Source organism: Dactylosporangium sp. CA-139114 (genome assembly GCF_050955725.1).
In the GTDB taxonomy this organism is placed as follows: domain Bacteria; phylum Actinomycetota; class Actinomycetes; order Mycobacteriales; family Micromonosporaceae; genus Dactylosporangium.
The window spans coordinates 1,810,278-1,829,805 of record NZ_CP192080.1 but is presented as its reverse complement, the minus strand read 5'-3'; the positions used below and the strand labels follow the sequence as shown (position 1 = coordinate 1,829,805).

Sequence of the window (19,528 nt, the reverse complement as noted above, 5' to 3'; positions counted from 1 at the left end):
GGAGCGTTCCCATTTCGTTACCGCAAGATTTCCAGGCGACCTTTTCGCCGGATTCGCGGCTTTTGGGGGTGCGGCAAAGCTCTACGGAGCGTTACGACCCCAGGTTGGGGCCCCAAGTCGGCTGAAAGTTACTCAGGTCATCCGGCGCAGGAGCGTGCTGACCCGCCCGGCGTCGAATCCGGCGGGGTCGAAGTCGCGGCCCAGCCACGCCCGCATGGCCTCGTGATCGGGGTGGCGCGGGTCCGCGTACGCCGCCAGGAAGTCGCGGTAGCCCGGCGGCCCGCCGACGTCGTCGGGCGGGCAGGCGCGCTCGCCGCCCGTGCACATCGGGTAGCGCACGCCCGGGTCGGCCGGCACGACGTCCTCGACCGTCACGTCGTGCTCCCACCAGTCGCCGAAGTCGTACGTGTAGCGCAGCCGCGCGCCCTTGCCCGCCACGGCGTCGAGCCGGTGCTCGAGCTCGTCGTGCACCTCGAGCAGCCCGTCCGGGTCCGGCGTGCCGTACTGCACCCCGTCGATGTCGAACACGTGCAGGTGCCGGTCGCCCCAGCCCATCGCCAGCTGGACGATCCGGTGCAGGCGGTCCAGCGTGAACGCGCCGGGCAGCAGCACCCGCCGCCAGACCGGCGGGTCGACGCCGTCCAGCGCGATGCGCAGCTGGTAGATCATGCGAGCCATGGTGCAGCCATTGTCGGGTGCGCCTCCCCCGCGCCGCAGCCCTACGCCGCGATCTCCCGCCAAGTAGATTCGGCGGGTGCAGCAGCTGTGGCCCGGCGTCGTCGCCGAACCGGATCTGATCGACCTGTATCGAACCCCGCCGGGCCCCTGGCTGCGGCTGAACTTCGTGTCGAGCCTGGACGGGGCCGGGCACGTGGACGGGCGCAGCGCGCCGCTGTCCGGGCCGGCCGACAAGCGCGTCTTCGGGGTCCTGCGCATGCTCTGCGACGCGCTCGTGGTGGGCGCGGGGACCGTGCGCGAGGAGGGGTACCACGCGCTGCGCCTCGACGCCGACCGGCGGGCCTGGCGGGGGGCGAACGGGCTGCGTGAGTACCCCACCCTGGTCATCGTCTCCGGGCGCCTCGACCTCGACCCCGGGCAGGACGCCCTGGCCGGCGCCCCGGTCCGCCCGATCGTGCTCACCCGCGCCGGGGCCGACCCCGGCCGGCTGGCCGACGTGGCCGAGATCATCACCGTCGGTGACGGCGAGGTGGATCTCGCCGCCGGGATCGCGGCACTGCGCGAGCGGGGGTTCGCGCACCTGCTCAGCGAGGGCGGGCCGCGGCTGTTCGGCTCCCTCACCGCCGCCGGGCTCGTCGACGAGCTGTGCCTGACGCTCTCGCCACTGCTCGCCGGCCCCGGGGCCGGGCGGATCACCGACGGGCCGCCCCTCGCCGCCCCGGAGCGGCTCACCCTGCGTCACGTGCTCATGGACGAAGGGTTGCTCTTCCTGCGCCACGCTCGTTGACCACAGGATCGTCCACATCCTTGTGGACAAGGTGCCGCAAGCCTGTGGACAGCGATGCATCGTGCCCGGGTTCGTCCCCTTTTGCCCAGGTGAATGGGACACTCATCCATCGACCGTGGCGTGGTGCCTTCGCCCTTGTGGGCGGCGTGGGGCACGATGCACAGGCGAACACATGTACTGGGGGTCGAACGCCATGGAGGACGAGTCCGCAGCCGCTTCGGGCGGGCCGGTCGTCGGGCGCGTGCTCGGCACCGCCGACGCCACGCCGCTGACGTTCTGGGTCGCCGTCGAGGACGGCGCCTACCTCCAGCTCGACGACGTCGTCGTCACGGAGCGTGATCTGCCCGAACACGACCCGGTGACCATCGCCGGCGTGGTGACCGCGGTGCGGGCCCGCCACGAGGGCGTCGTGTTCGACTCCGACGTGTTCCTGGTCGCCGACGGCACGCTGCCGGCCACGATCCAGGAGGCCGCGGAGATCACCACGACCCGCGTCGACCCGGAGGTGTACGTCCCCCCGACCCCGGGCGCGCTCGTCCGCCGGGCCCAGGGCGACGCGCGGGCCGGGGCGCTGTACTTCGACCGCATGGAGCGCACCATCCCGATGGGCTTCGGCCGCGACGGCGCCGCGATGTTCCTCAACGCCGACTTCCTCGACGGCTCGCGGGGCGCCCACGTGTCCATCTCCGGCATCTCCGGCGTGGCCACGAAGACGAGCTTCGCGACCTTCCTGCTCTACTCCGTCTTCCGCTCCGGCGTGCTCGGCGGCGCCGGCGAGACCGCGAACACCCGCGCGCTCATCTTCAACGTCAAGGGCGAGGACCTGCTCTTCCTCGACCACCCCAACAGCCGGCTGGACCAGGCCACCGAGGACGCCTACGCGCGCCTCGGGCTGGTCGCCGGGCCGTTCCCGGACGTGCGCGTCTACGCGCCGCCGCGGGCCGGGGACTCCTCCGGCACCCCGGACGTGAGCAGCCGGCTGTCCGGCGTCGACGCCTTCTACTGGACGCTGACGGAGTTCTGCGCCGACCGGCTGCTGCCGTACGTGTTCGCCGACGCCGACGACGAGCGGCAGCAGTACACGATGGTCGTGCACTCCGTGACCGCGCACCTGGCGCGCGTCGCCCAGCCGGCCGAGGGCGGGGTCGCGGTCGACGGCACCCGCCTGAACTCCTACGCCGACCTCGTGGACTACCTCGTCGAGCAGCTCAACGACGACGCCACCCGCGGGCAGTGGGCCGGCAGCGCCGTCGGCCTCGGCACCGTGAACGCGTTCGCGCGCCGGCTGATCGGCAGCAAGAAGGACCTGTCCCGGCTGATCCGCGGCGACCTCGCCCAGCGCAAACCGCACCAGATCAACACCGCCGAGTCGGCCCAGGTGACCGTGGTCGACCTGCACAACCTCCCGGACCGGGCGCAGCGGTTCGTCGTCGGCGTCACGCTGCGCACCGAGTTCGAGCGCAAGGAGAAGGCCGGCACCGCCAAGCCGCTGCTGTTCGTGGTGCTCGACGAGCTGAACAAGTACGCGCCACGGGAGGGCACCAGCCCGATCAAGGAGGTGCTGCTCGACATCGCCGAGCGCGGGCGCTCCCTCGGCGTGGTGCTCATCGGCGCCCAGCAGACCGCGAGCGAGGTGGAGCGGCGCATCGTGGCCAACTCCGCGATCCGGGTCGTCGGGCGGCTCGACCCGGCCGAGGCGTCGCGGCCGGAGTACGGCTTCCTCCCGCCCGCCCAGCGACAGCGCGCCCTGCTGGCCAAGCCCGGCACCATGTTCGTGTCCCAGCCGGAGATCCCGGTGCCGCTGTGCATCGAGTTCCCGTTCCCCTCGTGGGCGACCCGCCCGGCCGAGGCCGGACCCCCGCCCGCCGCCACCCTGCGCTCGATCGCCCAGGCCGCTACCGACCCGTTCGCGGTCGTGGCCCGGGTCGGCGGCGGCGGCATCAGCGACGACGACATCCCGTTCTAGGAAAGGCCGGCAGCTTTGCGGATCCTGCACACCTCGGACTGGCACGTCGGCAAGGTCCTCAAAGGACAGTCCCGGGGCCCCGACCACATCGCGGCCATCAACGGGCTCGTGGACGTCGCCAAGGCCGAGCGCCCCGACCTCGTGATCGTCGCCGGCGACCTCTACGACACGGCGACCCCGACCGCCGACGCCACGAAGATCGTCACCCGCGGCCTCTCGGCACTGCGCCGCACCGGCGCCGACGTGGTGGTCATCGGCGGCAACCACGACAACGGCAACGCGCTCGACGCGCTGCGCCCGTGGGCCGACGCGGCCGGGATCACCATCCGCGGCGCGATCGGCCGGCCCGAGGAGCACCTGCTGTCCGGCGTCTGCGGCAACGGCGAGCCGTGGCGGCTCATCGCGCTGCCGTTCCTCTCCCAGCGCTACGCCGTGCGCGCGAGCGAGATGTTCGAGCTCTCCGCGGCCGAGATGACGCAGTCCTACGCCGGCTACATCGGCGAGCTCATCGCGCGGCTCGCCAAGGGCTTCGGCGAGGACACCGTGAACCTGCTGACCGCCCACCTGACCGTCATCGGCGCCACGATGGGCGGCGGCGAGCGGGAGGCGCACACCATCATGGGGTACGCGGTCCCGGCGAGCGTCTTCCCGTCCTCCGTGCACTACGCGGCGCTGGGCCACCTGCACCGCCCGCAGCCCGTCGCCGGCCCCTGCCCGATCCGCTACAGCGGCAGCCCGCTGCCGATCGACTTCGGCGAGGAGGAGAACATCGTCTCCGTCGCGGTCGTCGACGTCACCGCGAGCACCGCCGCGCGGGTGCGCGAGATCCCGCTGCCGGTCGCGACGCCCCTGCGCACCGTGCGGGGCACCCTCGCCCAGTTGTCCACGTTGGACACCGGCGACGCCTGGCTGCGGGTGTACGTCCAGGAGGCCCCCCGCGCCGGCCTGCGCGAGGAGGTGCAGGAGCTGCTGCCCAAGGCGCTCGAGGTGCGCATCGACCCGAAGCTGCTGCCGGGCCCGGGCGCCGGGCGCGGCGAGGCGCCGCGGGAGGGCCGCTCCGCGGGCGAGCTGTTCGCCGACTACCTCGGCCAGCGCGGGCACGCCGACGAGGCGACCGTGAACCTGTTCCACCGGCTGCACGACGAGGTGATGCACTCATGAGGCCCGTGCGGCTGGATCTCGACGGGTTCACCGTGTTCCGCGAGCCCACCACGGTCGACTTCACCGACACGGACTTCTTCGCGCTGGTCGGGCCGACCGGCTCGGGCAAGTCGACGGTGCTCGACGCCATCTGTTTCGCGTTGTACGGCACCGTGCCCCGCTGGGGCGACCGGCGCGCGATCGCCAACGCCCTCGCACCGTCGGCGGCCGAGGCCCGGGTGCGGCTGATCTTCGAGTCGGCCGGCAAGCGCTACGTGCTCACCCGCGTCGTGCGCCGCGACGCCAAGGGCGCCGTGACCACCAAGCACGCCGGGCTGGAGATGCTGGCGCCCGGGCTCGACCTGGGCAAGCTGGAGTTCGGGCTCGAGCAGGACGACATCGCCGAGGTCCTGGCCGGGACCCCGGGCGAGGTCGACACCGCCGTGCTGACCGTCGTCGGGCTGCCCTACGAGCAGTTCACGAAGTGCGTGGTGCTGCCCCAGGGCGAGTTCGCCGCGTTCCTGCACGCCAAGCCGGCCGAGCGGCAGAAGATCCTGGTGAATCTGCTGGGGCTGGAGGTGTACGGCAAGATCCGCGAGCGGGCGCAGGCCGAGGGCACCACCGCCGAGGCCAGGCTCAAGGTGCTCGACGACCAGCTCCACGCCCTCGCCGACATCGACGACGCCGCCCTGGCCACGGCGGAGGCCCGGGTCGAGGCGCTGCGCGAGGTCGCCGCCGCCGTCGACGCCATCGCGCCCCGCCTCGCCGACGCCGGCAAGCTCGCCGGGCTCGCCGCGACCGCCCTGGCCACGCTGGACGCGGAGATCGCCCGCCTCTCCTCGGTGGCGGTGCCCGCCGACGCGGCCGGCCTCGCCGCGGCCGCCGCCACCGCGCGCGCCGCGGTCGCCGGGGCGATGGACGCCGCCCGGGCCGCGGAGGAGCGCGAGGAGAAGCTGCGCGGGGAGCTGCAGTCGGCCGGGGACGCGACGGCGCTGCGCCGGCTGCTCGACCACCACGCGGCCCGCTCGCGCCTGCTCGCCGAGGCCTCCACCGTGCGCGCGACGCTGCGGGCCGCGGAGGCCGAGCACGGCAAGGCCGCGGCGGCCCTGGAGTCCGCGCGCGCGGACGCGGCCAAGGCCCGGCTCGCCCTGGAGGCCGCGTTCGAGGCCTACAACGCCGCCATGGCCACCGACCAGGCCGTCGCGCTGCGGCCGGGGCTGCGCGTCGGCGAGGCCTGCCCGGTCTGCGAGCAGACCGTGCACAAGCTGCCCGACCAGCCGCACGAGCCCGCCGTGGTCGCGGCGAAGAAGGCCGGCGAGCTGGCCCGCAAGCGCTCGAGCGCCGCGGACGAGGTGGTGCAGGAGCGGGACCGCTCGGCGCGGGACCTCGACCGGGCCCTCGCGACCGCGCGCGCCCACGCGCAGCAGCTCGACCAGCGGCTCGGCGAGCTCGATGCCGCGCTGCGGGACGCGCCCGCGCCCGAGGCGCTGCAGCGCGACCTCGACGGCATCGCCGCGCTGAACCGCGGCCTGGAGCAGGCGGGCGCCGAGGTCCGCAAGGCCCGCGAGGCCCAGCGCAACGCCGCCGGGCAGGCCGACCGGGCCGAGGAGCGGCTGCGCAGCGCCTGGCGCGGCTTCGACGGGGCCCGCGACGGGCTGGCCGCGTTCGGCCCGCCGCCGGCGAACCGCGACGACCTCGCCGACGCCTGGTCGACCCTGCACGCCTGGGCCGCTGGCGAGGCGGGCCGCCGCCGGGCCGGGCGCCAGGCGGCGCTGGACGAGGTGCGCGAGGCCGAGCGCCGCGTGTCCGGCATCCGCGACGAGCTCGCCGCGCGGTTCGCCGGGGCCGGGCTGCCCGCGCCGGGCGGCGACCCGGCCCGCGACGCCGCGGTCGCCCTCGAGCGCGCGGACGCGGCCCGGCGCCGGGTCGAGGAGCGGCGCGCGGACGCGGCCCGGATGCGCGAGCAGCGCGACGAGATGGCCCGCGAGGCGCAGGTCGCCAAGGCCCTCGCCCAGCACCTGCGGGCGGACCGCTTCGAGCGCTGGCTGCTCGCCGAGGCGCTCGACACGCTCGTCGAGGGGGCGTCGCGCACGCTGCGGGAGCTGTCGTCGGGGCAGTACGACCTCGGCCACGACAAGGGCGAGTTCTTCGTCGTGGACCACCACGACGCGGGCCTGCGCCGGGCCGTGCGCACCCTGTCCGGCGGCGAGACGTTCCAGGCCTCGCTGGCCCTCGCGCTGGCCCTGTCCGAGCAGCTCGCGGGGTTGTCGGCGGCGTCGGCGAGCCTGGAGTCGATCGTGCTCGACGAGGGCTTCGGCACCCTGGACACGGCCACCCTCGACACCGTCGCGGTGACGCTGGAGAACCTGGCCGCGCGCGGCGACCGCATGGTGGGCGTCGTGACCCACGTGGGGGCCCTGGCCGAGCGGATTCCCGTGCGCTTCGAGGTCCGCCGCGACGCGCGGACGGCCCGCATCGAGCGGGTGGGCCTGTGAAGCTGCACGTGGACGCCTGGGACCCCGCGTACGGGCTCTCCTTCGAGGCGAGCGAGAGCTCGGGGCCGCAGGCGCAGAGCACGGCGCAGATCCAGCCCGATGTCGAGCTGCCCGCGGACGCCTGGCGACCCGTCGACCCGCCGTCCGGCCTCGCGGCGCCCGGCACCGTGCTCATCGTCGACGGGGTGCAGCGCATCGACGCGCGGGTCTGGATCACCGACGACGAGGGGACCACGCACCCGGGCGTCGCCGCCTCCTACGCCGCCGGGGTGGTCTGCTGCGAGCTGGACCGGGGCGCGGCGCGGATCGCCACCGCCCGCATCGAGCGGGGGCTGTTCACCTCCGCCGGGCACGTGCCGCCGGTGGTCGCAGGCAGCATCCGGTACCCCTTCCGGCGCGTTTCCCGCGGCGAGCCGAAGGACCTCGCGCTCGGCGTGCAGCGGCACATGCGGGCGCTCGAGGTGGGCGTCTCCGGCGAGGAGCGCGTCGAGGACGACCTGCTCATCGTCGACGGGCCGCTGCAGGAGCGGGCGCACCTGCCGCGGGCGCTCGGGTACATCAAGACGCACCGGGTCGAGTACCTGCCGCCCGAGCTGACCGCCGTGGTCACCGCGCTGCGGGGCGCTCAGCGCACGCCCGTGTTCGTGCTGGGCACGTCTTGGAACCGCTTCGCCTGGTACCTGCGCCTGCCCGGGCCCGCCGGCGCGCCCTGGTCCGGGATCGTGCGGGCGGAGTGCTCGGCCGACCTCACGCCCGCCGCCGCGGTGGCCCTCGCCCATCTGTCGGCGGTCACCCTGCCGCGGTTCGCCTCGCAGGCGTACAAGGACCCGAGGGCGCCGCAGAACCTGGTGCCGATCGCGGGTCTGGAGCGTAAGCTGCGCGCCATGCTCGGAGACGCCCGTCTGCTGCACCGGGCCCTGTCCCGGGCCGCGGCGTGAAGGTTCCACCGCGGTACGACCTCGCGGGCACCTTCCGGGGCCTCGCGTCCATCCACGGCGACCCGACCATGGCCGTCTCGCACCGTTCGGCCTGGTTCGCGACCCGCACCCCGCTCGGCCCCGGGACGATCGCGTTCGAGCTGCGGGGTGACGACCTCGCTGCCGAGGCGTTCGGCCCCGGCGCCTCCTGGCTCCTCGAGCGCGCGGACGCGATCGCCGGGCTGCGCGACGACGTCACCGGGTTCGCCGAGCTCGCCAGCGTCCACCCCGTCGTGCACCGCCTGACCCGCGAGCACGCCGGGCTGCGCTTCGGCGCGACCGGGCGGGTCTTCCACCATCTGGTGCCCGCGATCCTCGGGCAGAAGGTGACCGGCAAGGAGGCGTACGCCGGATACGTGCGCATCCTGCGCAAGCTCTCCGCGCCCGCCCCGGGGCCGCGCGCCGGGCTCTACCTGCCGCCCGAGCCCGAGGTCATCGCGGCGACGCCGTACTGGGCGTTCCACCCGTTCGGGATCGAGCAGAAGCGGGCCGACACACTGCGGCGGGCCGCGGCGCAGGCGGCCGCGCTGGAGCGCTGCGCGGACGCGGCGAGCTGCACGGCGCGGCTGGTGAGCATCGCCGGGATCGGGCCGTGGACGGCGGCGGAGGTGACCCGGGCCGCGTACGGCGACGCCGACCAGGTCTCCGTCGGCGACTACCACATCAAGAACCACGTCACCTTCGCGCTGACCGGGGTGGCGCGCGGGACCGACGAGCACATGCTGGAGCTGCTGGCCCCCTTCGCCCCGCACCGCGGCCGGGTCTGCGGGCTCATCGCCCGGGCCGGCATCGCGGCGCCCCGCTTCGGGCCGCGGACGCCGATCCGGTCGTTCGCTCGCTTCTGAAACTTGTCGTACCTGTGTGGTTGACTTGGCCTCGTGGAACTGCCAGTCCTGCCGCCAGTCGAGCCGATGCTCGCCAAGAGCATTCCCAGCCTGCCCAGCGCGCCCGGCATGAGCTACGAGCCGAAGTGGGACGGGTTCCGCTGCATCGTGTTCCGCGACGGTGACGAGGTCGAGCTCGCCAGCCGCGGAGGCAAGACGCTGACCAGGTATTTCCCCGAGGTCGTCGAGCAGGTCCGGGCCCAGTTCCCGCCCCGCTGCGTGGTCGACGGCGAGATCATCGTGATCCGCCGCGACACCGGCGAGCCCCGCCTCGACTTCGAGCTGCTCGGCCAGCGCATCCACCCCGCCGCCTCGCGGGTGCGGCTGCTCGCCGAGCAGACGCCGGCCTCGTTCGTCGCCTTCGACCTGCTCGCGCTGGGCGACGAGGCGCTGACCGGGCAGGGGTATGCCGCCCGCCGGGCCCGCCTCACCGAGGCCCTCGACGGGGTGAAGCCCCCGATGCACGTGACCCCGGTGACGACCGACGCGGCCGTGGCCCAGGACTGGTTCGAGCGCTTCGAGGGCGCCGGTCTCGACGGGGTCATCGCCAAGCCGGCCGACGGCCTCTACGAGCCGGGCAAGCGCACCATGTTCAAGATCAAACACTCCCGCACGGCGGACGCCGTCGTGGCCGGGTTCCGCTGGCACAAGGACGGGCCGATCGTGGGATCGCTGCTGCTGGGCCTCTACGACGAGGAGGGCCGGCTGCACCACGTGGGCGTCGCCGCCTCCTTCACCCGCGAACGGCGGGCCGAGCTGGTCGAGGAGCTCGCCCAATACCGCGAGAACATCGCCGAGCACCCGTGGAACTGGGCCGGCCAGGCCCCCGGCTCCGCGGCGCAGAGCCTGGAGTCGGTCCCCGCGGGCGACGCCGCGACCCGCCTGCCGGGCGGCGTGAGCCGCTGGACGGGCAAGAAGGACCTGTCGTTCGTGCCGCTGCGCCCGGAGCTCGTGGTCGAGGTCGGCTACGACGCCATGGAGGGCGACCGCTTCCGCCACACCGCCCAGTTCAAGCGCTGGCGCCCGGACCGCGACCCGCTGTCGTGCACCTACGAGCAGCTGGACCGCCCCATCCGCTTCGACGTCGAATCCGTCCTGGCGGGCCGTCCGTGACCTTCTTTTCCGCCCTGCGCACCCTGCTTCCTCGCGCCCTCGGCTCCCCCGCTCCTGACTCTCGCACCTCGTCTTCCCGCATCCCGTCTTCCCGCACCCCGTCTTCCCGAGGCGTGTCTCCTCGCACCTCGTCTTCGCGCATTCCGCCGCGGCCGGTGCGGCGGTTCCTGGCGCTGTCGCTCGCCGCCGCGCTCACCGCCGGGTGCACCTCGGGCACGCAGTTCACGACCCCGACCTCGGGGCGGCCGCTCAGCAAGGCCTCGGCCGCGCCGTCGGGCGCCGCGGACGCCAACGCGGGCAAGTCGGGCGGGCTCGACATCCCGGCCGCGGACTGGCGGCCGTGCCCGGACGCGTACAAGGGCGTCTTCCCCACCCCGCCGCAGAACGTGCAGTTCAGCTGCGCGACGGTCAAGGTGCCGCGGGACTGGAACAACCCGAAGGACTCGGGCACCTACGACATCGCCATGGTCCGCGGCCGCTCCACCACCCAGCGTGACCGGGTCGGCTCGCTGTTCATCAACCCGGGCGGCCCGGGCGGCTCCGGGTTCGACTACGGCGTGTATCGCTCGGTGTACCTCCCGGCCGAGATCGTGCGCCGCTTCGACATCATCGGCTTCGACCCGCGCGGCGTGGGGCGCTCCTCGCCGGTCAAGTGCTTCTCCGACGCCGACCTCGACCAGAACTTCGGCATCGACCCCGACCCGGTCAGCGACGAGGGCTACCAGAGCTTCGTCACGCTGACCCGCAAGCTGGCGCAGAGCTGCGGCGACAAATACGGCGACCAGCTGCCGCTGTTCTCCACCGAGCAGGCCGCCCGCGACCTCGACGCGCTGCGGGCCTCCGTCGGCGAGGCGCAGCTGACCTACCTCGGGTACAGCTACGGGACGCTGCTCGGCGCGGTGTACGCCCAGCTGTTCCCGAAGCACGTGCGGGCCCTCGTGCTCGACGGCGCGGTCGACCCGACCCAGTCGACGCAGCAGTCGGCGGAGAAGCAGGCGGCCGGCTTCGAGCTGGCGTTCACGAACTTCAGCAAGTGGTGCACGGACAACGCCTCGTCCTGCCCGATCGGCCCGGACGCGCGCGCGGTGGTGATGAAGGCGATCGCGGACGCGCGCACCAACCCGGTCGCGGGCGCCGGCGGGCGCAAGGCGACGTCGGGCTGGGTGTTCACGGCGGTCGTGTCGTCGCTCTACAGCGAGTCCTCCTGGCGCCTGCTCGCCCAGGCCATGGACGACCTGCGCAACGGCAAGCCGGCCAAGATGTTCCAGCTGGCCGACGCCTACGCCGAGCGCGACGCGAACGGCCACTACTCGAACATGTTCGACGCCAACTCGGCCGTCAACTGCGCCGACTCCGACGACACCCCGACGGTCGAGCAGGACCGGGCGCTGCAGGCCCAGTGGCGCCAGAAGTACCCGCTCTTCGGCGGCGCCCTGGCCCTGAACCTCATCTGCGCCCAGTGGCCGGGCAAGCGGGACCCGTACCCGAAGGGCCCCGCCACGGGCTCGGCCCCGATCGTGGTGATCGGCACCCTGGGCGACCCGGCCACGCCCTACGAGCAGGCCCCGGCCCTGGCCAAGATGCTCGGCGTCGGCACCCTGGTGACGTGGAAGGGCGAGGGCCACACCGCGTACCCGCAGACCGGCTGCATCATCGACGCCGTGAACCGCTACCTGATCGACCTGAAGGTGCCCGGCACGGGCACGACCTGCGAGAAGTAGCGCTCGAACACCGCCGCCCGCCCCGCCTCCCACTGCTTCGAGAGGCGGGGCGGTTCCGTTTGGGCCCGAAAAGTCGGGCGCTACGCGCCGCGACTTTTCGGATTTTTCGCCTGACGGGCGATAAGTCGCTCATGCGGCTTTCGAGGTCGGCCGCTCTTGGCGCGGGCATCTGCGAGGCGCGGTGGCCGATGACGACCACGGACCGCGGGTGACGCGCGGCGGGCGACGGGCGGCTGGTGACGGTCGCGCCTGGGTTGGGCATCGCGCCTTGGTGCGGCTCGGGCCGCAGGCAGGGAGTGTGGGCGGCGCTGCAGTTGGCCGCTGTGCGGGCACGACCTGAGCGCGAGCCGGGGCCGCGCGCGGTGTGCGTGCGAGAGAGGCGGCTGCGTGGCGTCGTCGGCGTGCGGCGACCAGGAGTCGCGGCGGGTGGGCGGGTCAGGCGTCCTGTTTGCGCGCGCGGCTCGGCTGGACTCGCATCGGTTCGCCTTCCATTTTCGGGTACTCGGGCGGGTACGGCATGTCGCCCTCCCCGTTGGCCGCGTCCCGCTCGGACCATTCGAGCAGCTCGGAGATGTCGTGGGAGACGTCGTCGATGGCCGCGTGGGGGTCGCCCAGCGAGGCCAGGCGGGCCGGGACCGTGCGCAGGTCGAAGTCGTCCGGCTCGACGTCGCCGAGCTCCTCCCAGCGCAGCGGGGTGGAGGCGGTGGCGCGGGGGTTGGCGCGCAGGGAGTACGCGCAGGCGATGGTGCGGTCGCGGGCCATCTGGTTGAAGTCGATGAACACCCGCTCGCCGCGCTCCTCCTTCCACCACTTGGTCGTCGCGCGGTCGGGCGCTCGGCGCTCCACCTCGCGGGCCAGGGCGATCACCGCGCGGCGGGCCTCGACGAACGTCCATTCGGGCTTGATCCGGACGTACACGTGCAGGCCTCGGCCACCGGAGGTCTTCGGCCACCCGACGAACCCGAGGTCGTCGAGCACGCCCTTGAGCACGCCGGCCACCTCGGCCGCGTTGCCGAAGCCGGTGCCGGGCTGCGGGTCGAGGTCGATGCGCAGCTCGTCGGGGTGATCCACGTGGCCCTTGCGCACCGGCCAGGGGTGGAACACGATGGTGCCCATCTGGGCCGCCCACGCCACATGCGCGAGATCGGCCGGGCAGAGCTCGTCGGCCTTGCGCCCGCTGGGGAAGGCGATCTGCGCCTTTTCGATCCACGGCGGTACCCCACGTGCCGGCACCCGCTTCTGAAAGAACGCCTCGCCGTCGATCCCCTCGGGGAAGCGCTGCAGCGTGGTGGGCCGATCGCCGAGCGCGCGCATGATTCCGTCGCCGACGGCCAGGTAGTACTCGAACACGTCCCGCTTCGTGAAGCCCCGCTCGGGGAACACGACCCGATCCGGGCTCGTGAGCCGCACGGCCCGCCCCGCGACCTCGACCTCAAGCGCATCGGCCATGCCAAGGACCTTACGCCGCACCGACCGGCCGCGCGGCCACCACGCCACCGCGAAGCCCCGGATCACCGACTCCAGCACGGTCCGGGGTTACCAGGCCCACGCCTTCGCGACACCGCAGCCGAACCTTGACGACACCGCGGCCGAGCACGAGCCAACTCGACTCGGAGAGCCGGACCGCACGCGGGCGCCGACCTCTCGCCCCGCCGGCCCCGCCGCCTCTTCGCCCCGCCGCCTCTTCGCCTCCCCGCCTCCCTGCCTCTCGCCTCTTCGCCTCACCGACGATCTTGAAGACGCGCGCGATCAGGAGCTGGCGAGCGGTTCGGGGAAATGCGTGCGCGGCGGACGAGGTCGTCCGCCGCGCACCGGGGGTTGAGGCTGGATGGGTCAGCGACCGCGGCGCGAAGGCTGCGGGCGAGGACGGCGGCCGCCCGTCGGCTCCGGGTCGTCGGCCGAGCGGCGGCGGTTGCGAGGTCCCGGGACGCGGGACGGGCCCGGCTCGTCGTCGGGGTCGCCGCCGAGGCGCGTCAGGTACAGCACTCCGGCGCCGCCGATGATGAAGGCGAACCCGATGGTGGTCATCATCGACGAGGACGGGCCGGTGACGGGCAGTTGGCCGACCGAGGTGACGCCCGTGCCGCCGGCCGGGATGCCGGTGACGCCGCCGGCTCCGGCCGGGCTCACACCGGTGCCCGAGCCTCCGCCGCCGGTGGCCGGGCCGCCATTGCTTTGGCCGCCGCCCGGAGCCCCGTTGCCGCCGGTGGCCGGGCCGCCGTTGCCCTGACCACTGCCGCCCGGACCGCTGTTGCCGCCCGTCGCGGGGCCACCGTTGCCCTGACCACTGCCGCCCGGGCCACCGTTGCCGCCCGTCGCGGGGCCGCCATTGCCCTGACCACTGCCGCCGCCCCCGGTGGTCGGCCCGCTTCCGTGGTTGTGGCCCTGGCCGTGGCCGCCGCCGGTGTGCGCGCCGCCCGGGCCGCCACCGTAGCCGCCGCCGTTGCCGTGGCCAGATCCGTTGCCGTTGCCGTGGCCATGACCGTTGCCCCAGCCACCGTGGCCGTTGCCCCAGCCACCGTGGCCGTTGCCGTGACCGTTACCCCAGCCGCCGTGGCCGTTGCCGGAGCCGTAGCCGTTGTCCGAAGCGTTCGCGGCGCCGCGGGTCGGGGTGCCGCCGTTCCAGGTGCGGGAGTGGCGGCCCGACCCGTAGCCGGCGGCGTTCGCGGCCGTGTCGCCGTAGCCCGAAGGGGACGTGTCGCCGTAGCCCGAAGGGGCCGGCGAGCCGTTGTCCGAAGCGTTCGCGGCGCCGTGGGTCGGGGTGCCGCCGTTCCAGGTGCGGGAGTGGCGGCCCGAGCCGTAGCCGGCGGCGTTCGCGGCCGTGTCGCCGTAGCCGGAAGCGGCCGTGTCGCCGTAGCCCGAAGGGGACGTGTCGCCGTAGCCCGAAGGGGCCGGCGAGCCGTTGTCCGAAGCGTTCGCGGCGCCGTGGGTCGGGGTGCCGCCGTTCCAGGTGCGGGAGTGGCGGCCCGAGCCGTAGCCGGCGGCGTTCGCGGCCGTGTCGCCGTAGCCGGAAGCGGCCGTGTCGCCGTAGCCCGAAGGGGCCGTGTCGCCGTAGCCCGAAGGGGCCGTGTCGCCGTAGCCCGAAGGGGCCGACGAGCCGGGGCCCGAAGCGTCGGACACGCCGGTCGCGCCGGATGAGCCGTGCCAGGCCGTGTTCGTCGCGGTCGGGAGGTCCTGGTCCTCCGTCACCGAGAGTACCGAGCGCTCCGCGCCCGACAGCGGCGCCTCCACCAGCTGCAGGGTGCCGGCGGCGGCGTCCGTGGTGCGCAGGTCCGGGGGCTGGGTCGACGCGGCCTCAGCGGCGCTCGCCAGGGACGTCACGCCCGCGGCGCCCACCGCGCCCAGCGCGACAGCCTTGTATAGCAGCCTCATCGTCGAACCGACCCCCAAAGCCAAATCGCCCGTTGCACCACAAAAGTCCGAATCGTGGCTTTCGGGTGGGCCAACGAGCCAGACGCCCGGACGATTCGGGCATCTCGCCATAAAAGGCCGAGCCACACGAGAACAGGTCCCACGAGAACAGGCCCCGGACCAGCCCCACGAGAACAGGCCCGGGAACAGGCCCGGAAACAGGCTCGGGAACAGCCCCACGGGAAACAGGCCCGAGAACAGGCCCCACGCGAACAGCCCCCACGAGAACAGGCCCGAGAACAAGCCCCACGCGAACAGCCCCCACGAGAACCGGCCCGACAGTAGTGCGAGGCCACGGACGGGCGAAGCCGCGCAGCAACGAGGCCATGTGAAGACCGAGGCCCGGGAGGGAACGCAGCAGCCGCGGCAGCGGCAGCGCCACCGGGCGCCGCGAGGATCACAGGAGCGGGGCGAACGCCGTTCGCGGGCCGTAATGGCCGACGGAACGGTCGCGGCCTACCGTTGAGGCATGACTGAGCCACTCGTCACCCTGCCCACGAGCGACACCGAATGGAAGGCGCGGCTCACCCCGGACGAGTTCCGGGTCCTGCGGCTCGCCGGCACCGAGGCACCGTTCAGCGGGGAGTACGTGAACACGAAGACCGAGGGCACGTACCGCTGCCGTGCCTGCGGTGCGCAGCTGTTCGACAGCGACACCAAGTTCGACTCGCACTGCGGCTGGCCGAGCTTCGACGACGCCATCCCCGGCGCCGTCAAGGAGATCGAGGACCGCAGTCACGGCATGGTGCGCACCGAGATCCGGTGCGCGCGGTGCGACTCCCACCTCGGGCACGTGTTCCGCGGTGAGCGCATGACGGACAAGAACACGCGCCACTGCGTGAACTCGCTGTCCATCAAGCTGGAGCCGAAGGCCTGACGCCGGCGACAGCACCGCGGACAAAGCACTGCGGACAACAGCACCACGCCAGCAGCGGCACGAGGGCAGCACCGCGACAAGACAGCAGCGTCAGCCGCGGCGCATCGGCACGTGCTCGATGCCGTCGTCGTCGTAGGCCGGTCCGGTCACCGTGAACCCGTGCCGCGAGTACAGCCCGGTCGCCACCGTCTGGGCGTCGAGCACGGCGGGGCGGCCCGGGCCGATGTGCTCCAGGGCCGCCCCGAGCAGCGCCCCGGCCAGCCCCTGCCCCCGCGCCGCCGCCGCGGTGACGACCCGGCCGATACGGGCGTCACCGGAGGGCTCCGAGAGCACCCGCAGATACGCCGCGACCGTGCCGTCCGGCGCGTCCACCCACAGGTGCAGCGTCTCCGGCTCGGTGTCCCGGCCGTCCAGCTCCGGATACGGGCAGCGCTGCTCCACGACGAACACGTCGCAGCGCAGCTTCAGGATCCGGTACAGGTCGTGGGCCGACAGGGACGCGAAGGCGGAGCTGAGGATCACGAGAACGAACCTAGCGCCTCGGCCGCCTTGCGCGCCGCGATGAGCACCGGGTCCCACACCGGCGCGAACGGCGGCGCGTAGGACAGGTCGAGCGAGGTCATCTCCTCGACGGTCATGCCGTGCCAGAGCGCCACCGCGAGCGCGTCGATGCGCTTGGCCGCGCCCTCCTCGCCGACGATCTGGGCGCCGAGCAGGCGGCCCGTCGTACGTTCGGCGATGATCTTCGTTTTGATCTTGCGCGCGCCCGGGAAGTAGCCCGCGCGGGTCGTCGACTCGGTGACCACGCCGAACGAGGAGAACCCGGCCGCGGCCGCCTCCGCGGTGGACAGCCCGGTCCGGGCGACCTCGGTGTTGCAGAGTTTCGACACGGCCGTACCGACGACGCCCGGAAAGGTCGCGTAGCCGCCCCCGATGTTGATCCCCACGGCGCGCCCCTGCTTGTTGGCGTGCGTGCCGAGCGCGATCGCCACCGGCCGCTGCGAGACGAGGTGGAGCGTCTCGACGCAGTCCCCGGCCGCCCAGACCCCGTCGGCCGAGGTCCGCATCCGCCGGTCGGTGCGGATGCCCCCGGTCTGGCCGATATCGATCCCCGCGGCCCGGGCCAGGTCGCTGCCGGGGCGGGTGCCGAGGCCGAGGATGACCAGGTCGGCCGGGATCTCGCCGCCGCTGGTGTGCACCGCGGTGACCCGCCCCGCGTGGCTGGCGAAGCCCTCGAGCCGCTCGCCCAGGCGCAGGGTCACGCCCTCGGCCCGCAGCGCGTCGGCGATGAGCCCGCCCATGTCGGGGTCGAGGGTGCGCATCGGCTGCTCGGCCCCGTCGACCAGCGTGACCTCGAGCCCGTGCTTGAGCATCGCCTCGGCCATCTCGAGCCCGATGTAGCCGCCGCCGACCACCACGGCCCGCTTCGGCGCGTGGCGGTCGAGGTATCCGAGCAGCCGAATCCCGTCCTCGAGCGTCTGCACCCCGTGGATGCCCAGCGACAGCGCGCCTGGCACGTCGGGCCGCGCGGGCACGCCCCCGGTGGCGATCACGAGCTGGTCGAACGGCTCCCGGTACTCCCCGTCCGGGCCGCGCACCAGCACCGACCGCCGATCGACGTCGATCCCCACGACGGTCGAGGCCAGGCGCAGGTCGATGTCCATGCGGGCGAAGTCGGCGGGGCGGCGGGCCACCAGGTCGTCCGGGGAGGCGACGTCGCCGGCCACGAGGTAGGGGATGCCGCAGGCCGAGTAGGAGACGTGCTGCCCGCGCTCGAAGGCCACGATGGCGAGGTCGTCGGCCGGGCGCCGCCGCCGGGCCTGCGAGGCGGCGCTCATCCCGGCCGCGTCGCCGCCGATGACGACCAGCCGCGTCGTCACGAGGTCAGCTCCCCGGCCGCCGGCATCAGTGCCCGCCCGTGCCGCGGGGCATCGAGCGCTTCCTGGGTCATCGGGCGCAGTCGAAGCATGAGACTCACAATACGAACGCGTCCGTCCACAGCTGGCGCGAACGGCCCGAGAGCGCCTCGAGCAGCCCGACCGCCTGCCCGTCGGTGAGCGCGGCGACGAAGTCCACGATCGCCCGGCCGCGGGCCATGGCCACGACGTCGATGCGCTCCCGGCCGTAGTCCGACGGCTCCAGCTCGGCGGTCTCGGCCTCGGCGAGCTCCACGAGGTCGTGCAGGCGCCGCGGCAGCCGCGCCTCCTCCCCCGGGTCGGTCAGCCACGCGTGCAGCGCCTCGACCAGGCTGGACAGCAGCCGCGCCTGCCCGCGCTGGTGCAGGGCCAGGTCGGGGCGCTCCAGCACGAACCGGTGGTGGATGAACTTCAGGATCTGCACCTCGTGCCACTGCGCGGGCGCGAGCAGCACGTGGCCGGAGCGCACCGGCGGGTCGGGCCGCACGTGCACGGCGTCGATGAGCCGGCGGGTCCAGCGGGCCGAGAACCGGGCCACCGCCTGCTCGGCGTCGATGGAGCCGTCGAAGGGGGCGGCGAGCAGCCCGTCGGCGAGCTCGGTGCGCACGTGGGCGACGGCGGCCGCGAACGCGTCGTCGTCGCTGATCCAGCCGTCCTTGGCCCGCAGCCGGCGGCGCAGGAGCTCGACCGAGCGGCCCGGGCGGCGGCCGCTGGCGCGCAGCTGCACGTCGCCGAGGCCGCGCAGCTCGGCGGCGTCGCGCAGCCAGGCGACCAGCTCGGCGGCGACGGCGCCCTGCTGCAGCACGCCGACGCGGTGGAAGTCCTCGAGGTCGTGGATGGCGTACGCGATGTCGTCGGCCGTGTCCATGACGGAGGCCTCGGCCGTCTGCTGCCAGTCGGCGAGGCGGCCCTCGAAGGGCGCCCGCGCCTGGCGGACGTCGGCGAGCTCGGTGACGTAGGCGCCGAACTTGCTCGACCCGACCGCGGGGTCGCCGCCGGCGCCCCGGGGCGTCGGGCTCATGTGCATCGGGTGCGGGTCCGGGTACGTCCGCCGCGTCCACGGGTATTTCAGCAGCGCCGCCCGCACCGCCGCGGTGAGGTCCAGCCCGATCGCCGCGCCGCGCACCTGGGTGCTGGTGACGATGCGGTACGACTGGGCGTTGCCCTCGAACCCGTCGGGCAGCCCGAGCCGCTCGCGGGCGAGCCGGTCGAGCACGTGCTCGCCGAGGTGCCCGAAGGGCGGGTGGCCGAGGTCGTGGGCGAGCGCGGCGGCCTCGACGACGTCGGCGTCGCAGCCGCCGAGCTTGTCCAGCACCGGGTCGCCGCCGATCTTCTCGGCGATGCCGCGGGCGATCGAGGCGACCTTGAGGCTGTGCGTGAGCCGGTTGTGCACCAGCAGCCCGGAGCCGCCGGGGCTGATGACCTGGGTGACGCCGGCCAGCCGGGCGAAGAACGGCGAGGCGACGATCCGGTCGCGGTCCACCCGGTACGGGCTCGCGGAGAGGTCGCCGGGGGCCATGACGGACCCGCCGAAGAGTCGTCGTGCGCGCAGGTCTTCCATGG

General features: G+C 74.0%; 15 protein-coding genes. 9 read left to right on the top strand and 6 right to left on the bottom strand.

What is annotated here, in order from left to right; all coding sequences use genetic code 11:
• Positions 1-132 precede the first annotated feature (132 nt).
• Entirely contained in the window at positions 133-678 is a 546-nt protein-coding gene (locus ACQP2P_RS08195) for a plasmid pRiA4b ORF-3 family protein (protein WP_433614352.1), read from the bottom strand.
• Positions 679-754: 76 nt separating this feature from the next.
• On the opposite strand from ACQP2P_RS08195, the gene ACQP2P_RS08190 reads away from it, so the two are divergent.
• From ACQP2P_RS08190 to ACQP2P_RS08155, 8 genes are all read left to right on the top strand, one after another.
• Positions 755-1,465, top strand: a complete 711-nt coding sequence (locus ACQP2P_RS08190) for a pyrimidine reductase family protein (RefSeq protein WP_433614350.1) — start codon at positions 755-757, stop codon at positions 1,463-1,465.
• Between the two features lie 193 nt (positions 1,466-1,658).
• On the top strand, positions 1,659-3,431 hold the full coding sequence (locus ACQP2P_RS08185; protein ID WP_433619051.1) for an ATP-binding protein: 1,773 nt from the start codon (positions 1,659-1,661) through the stop codon (positions 3,429-3,431).
• 15 nt (positions 3,432-3,446) lie between these two features.
• Positions 3,447-4,592, top strand: a complete 1,146-nt coding sequence (locus ACQP2P_RS08180; protein WP_433614349.1) for an exonuclease SbcCD subunit D — start codon at positions 3,447-3,449, stop codon at positions 4,590-4,592.
• Positions 4,589-7,066: an AAA family ATPase gene (locus tag ACQP2P_RS08175; RefSeq protein ID WP_433614347.1), complete on the top strand. Its 2,478-nt coding sequence runs from the start codon at positions 4,589-4,591 to the stop codon at positions 7,064-7,066. Before ACQP2P_RS08180 ends, ACQP2P_RS08175 begins: the two co-directional genes overlap by 4 nt.
• Complete coding sequence (locus ACQP2P_RS08170) at positions 7,063-8,004, top strand: hypothetical protein (RefSeq protein ID WP_433614345.1); 942 nt, start codon at positions 7,063-7,065, stop codon at positions 8,002-8,004. Before ACQP2P_RS08175 ends, ACQP2P_RS08170 begins: the two co-directional genes overlap by 4 nt.
• Entirely contained in the window at positions 8,001-8,888 is an 888-nt protein-coding gene (locus ACQP2P_RS08165; protein WP_433614343.1) for a DNA-3-methyladenine glycosylase family protein, read from the top strand. The genes ACQP2P_RS08170 and ACQP2P_RS08165 overlap by 4 nt, the downstream gene beginning before the upstream one ends.
• Before the next feature lie 66 nt (positions 8,889-8,954).
• Positions 8,955-10,040: an ATP-dependent DNA ligase gene (locus tag ACQP2P_RS08160; protein ID WP_433619049.1), complete on the top strand. Its 1,086-nt coding sequence runs from the start codon at positions 8,955-8,957 to the stop codon at positions 10,038-10,040.
• A 140-nt stretch (positions 10,041-10,180) separates the two neighbouring features.
• Complete coding sequence (locus ACQP2P_RS08155; RefSeq protein ID WP_433619047.1) at positions 10,181-11,761, top strand: alpha/beta hydrolase; 1,581 nt, start codon at positions 10,181-10,183, stop codon at positions 11,759-11,761.
• 435 nt (positions 11,762-12,196) lie between these two features.
• On the opposite strand, the gene ligD is transcribed toward ACQP2P_RS08155, so the two are convergent.
• Together ligD and ACQP2P_RS08145 are read right to left on the bottom strand one after the other, a co-directional pair.
• Positions 12,197-13,210: a non-homologous end-joining DNA ligase gene (ligD, locus tag ACQP2P_RS08150; RefSeq protein ID WP_433614342.1), complete on the bottom strand. Its 1,014-nt coding sequence runs from the start codon at positions 13,208-13,210 to the stop codon at positions 12,197-12,199.
• A 384-nt stretch (positions 13,211-13,594) separates the two neighbouring features.
• A complete protein-coding gene (locus ACQP2P_RS08145; RefSeq protein WP_433614340.1) occupies positions 13,595-15,133 on the bottom strand; it encodes a hypothetical protein in 1,539 nt (512 codons plus the stop codon).
• Positions 15,134-15,641: 508 nt separating this feature from the next.
• On the opposite strand from ACQP2P_RS08145, the gene msrB reads away from it, so the two are divergent.
• Positions 15,642-16,049: a peptide-methionine (R)-S-oxide reductase MsrB gene (gene msrB, locus ACQP2P_RS08140; RefSeq protein ID WP_433084689.1), complete on the top strand. Its 408-nt coding sequence runs from the start codon at positions 15,642-15,644 to the stop codon at positions 16,047-16,049.
• Positions 16,050-16,139: 90 nt separating this feature from the next.
• On the opposite strand, the gene ACQP2P_RS08135 is transcribed toward msrB, so the two are convergent.
• The 3 genes from ACQP2P_RS08135 to ACQP2P_RS08125 form a co-directional block, all read right to left on the bottom strand.
• Positions 16,140-16,571: a GNAT family N-acetyltransferase gene (locus ACQP2P_RS08135; RefSeq protein ID WP_433614338.1), complete on the bottom strand. Its 432-nt coding sequence runs from the start codon at positions 16,569-16,571 to the stop codon at positions 16,140-16,142.
• On the bottom strand, positions 16,568-17,929 hold the full coding sequence (locus ACQP2P_RS08130) for an FAD-dependent oxidoreductase (protein WP_433614336.1): 1,362 nt from the start codon (positions 17,927-17,929) through the stop codon (positions 16,568-16,570). The genes ACQP2P_RS08135 and ACQP2P_RS08130 overlap by 4 nt, the downstream gene beginning before the upstream one ends.
• A gap of 94 nt (positions 17,930-18,023) precedes the next feature.
• Positions 18,024-19,526: a deoxyguanosinetriphosphate triphosphohydrolase family protein gene (locus ACQP2P_RS08125; protein ID WP_433614334.1), complete on the bottom strand. Its 1,503-nt coding sequence runs from the start codon at positions 19,524-19,526 to the stop codon at positions 18,024-18,026.
• Between the last annotated feature and the right edge of the window lie 2 nt (positions 19,527-19,528).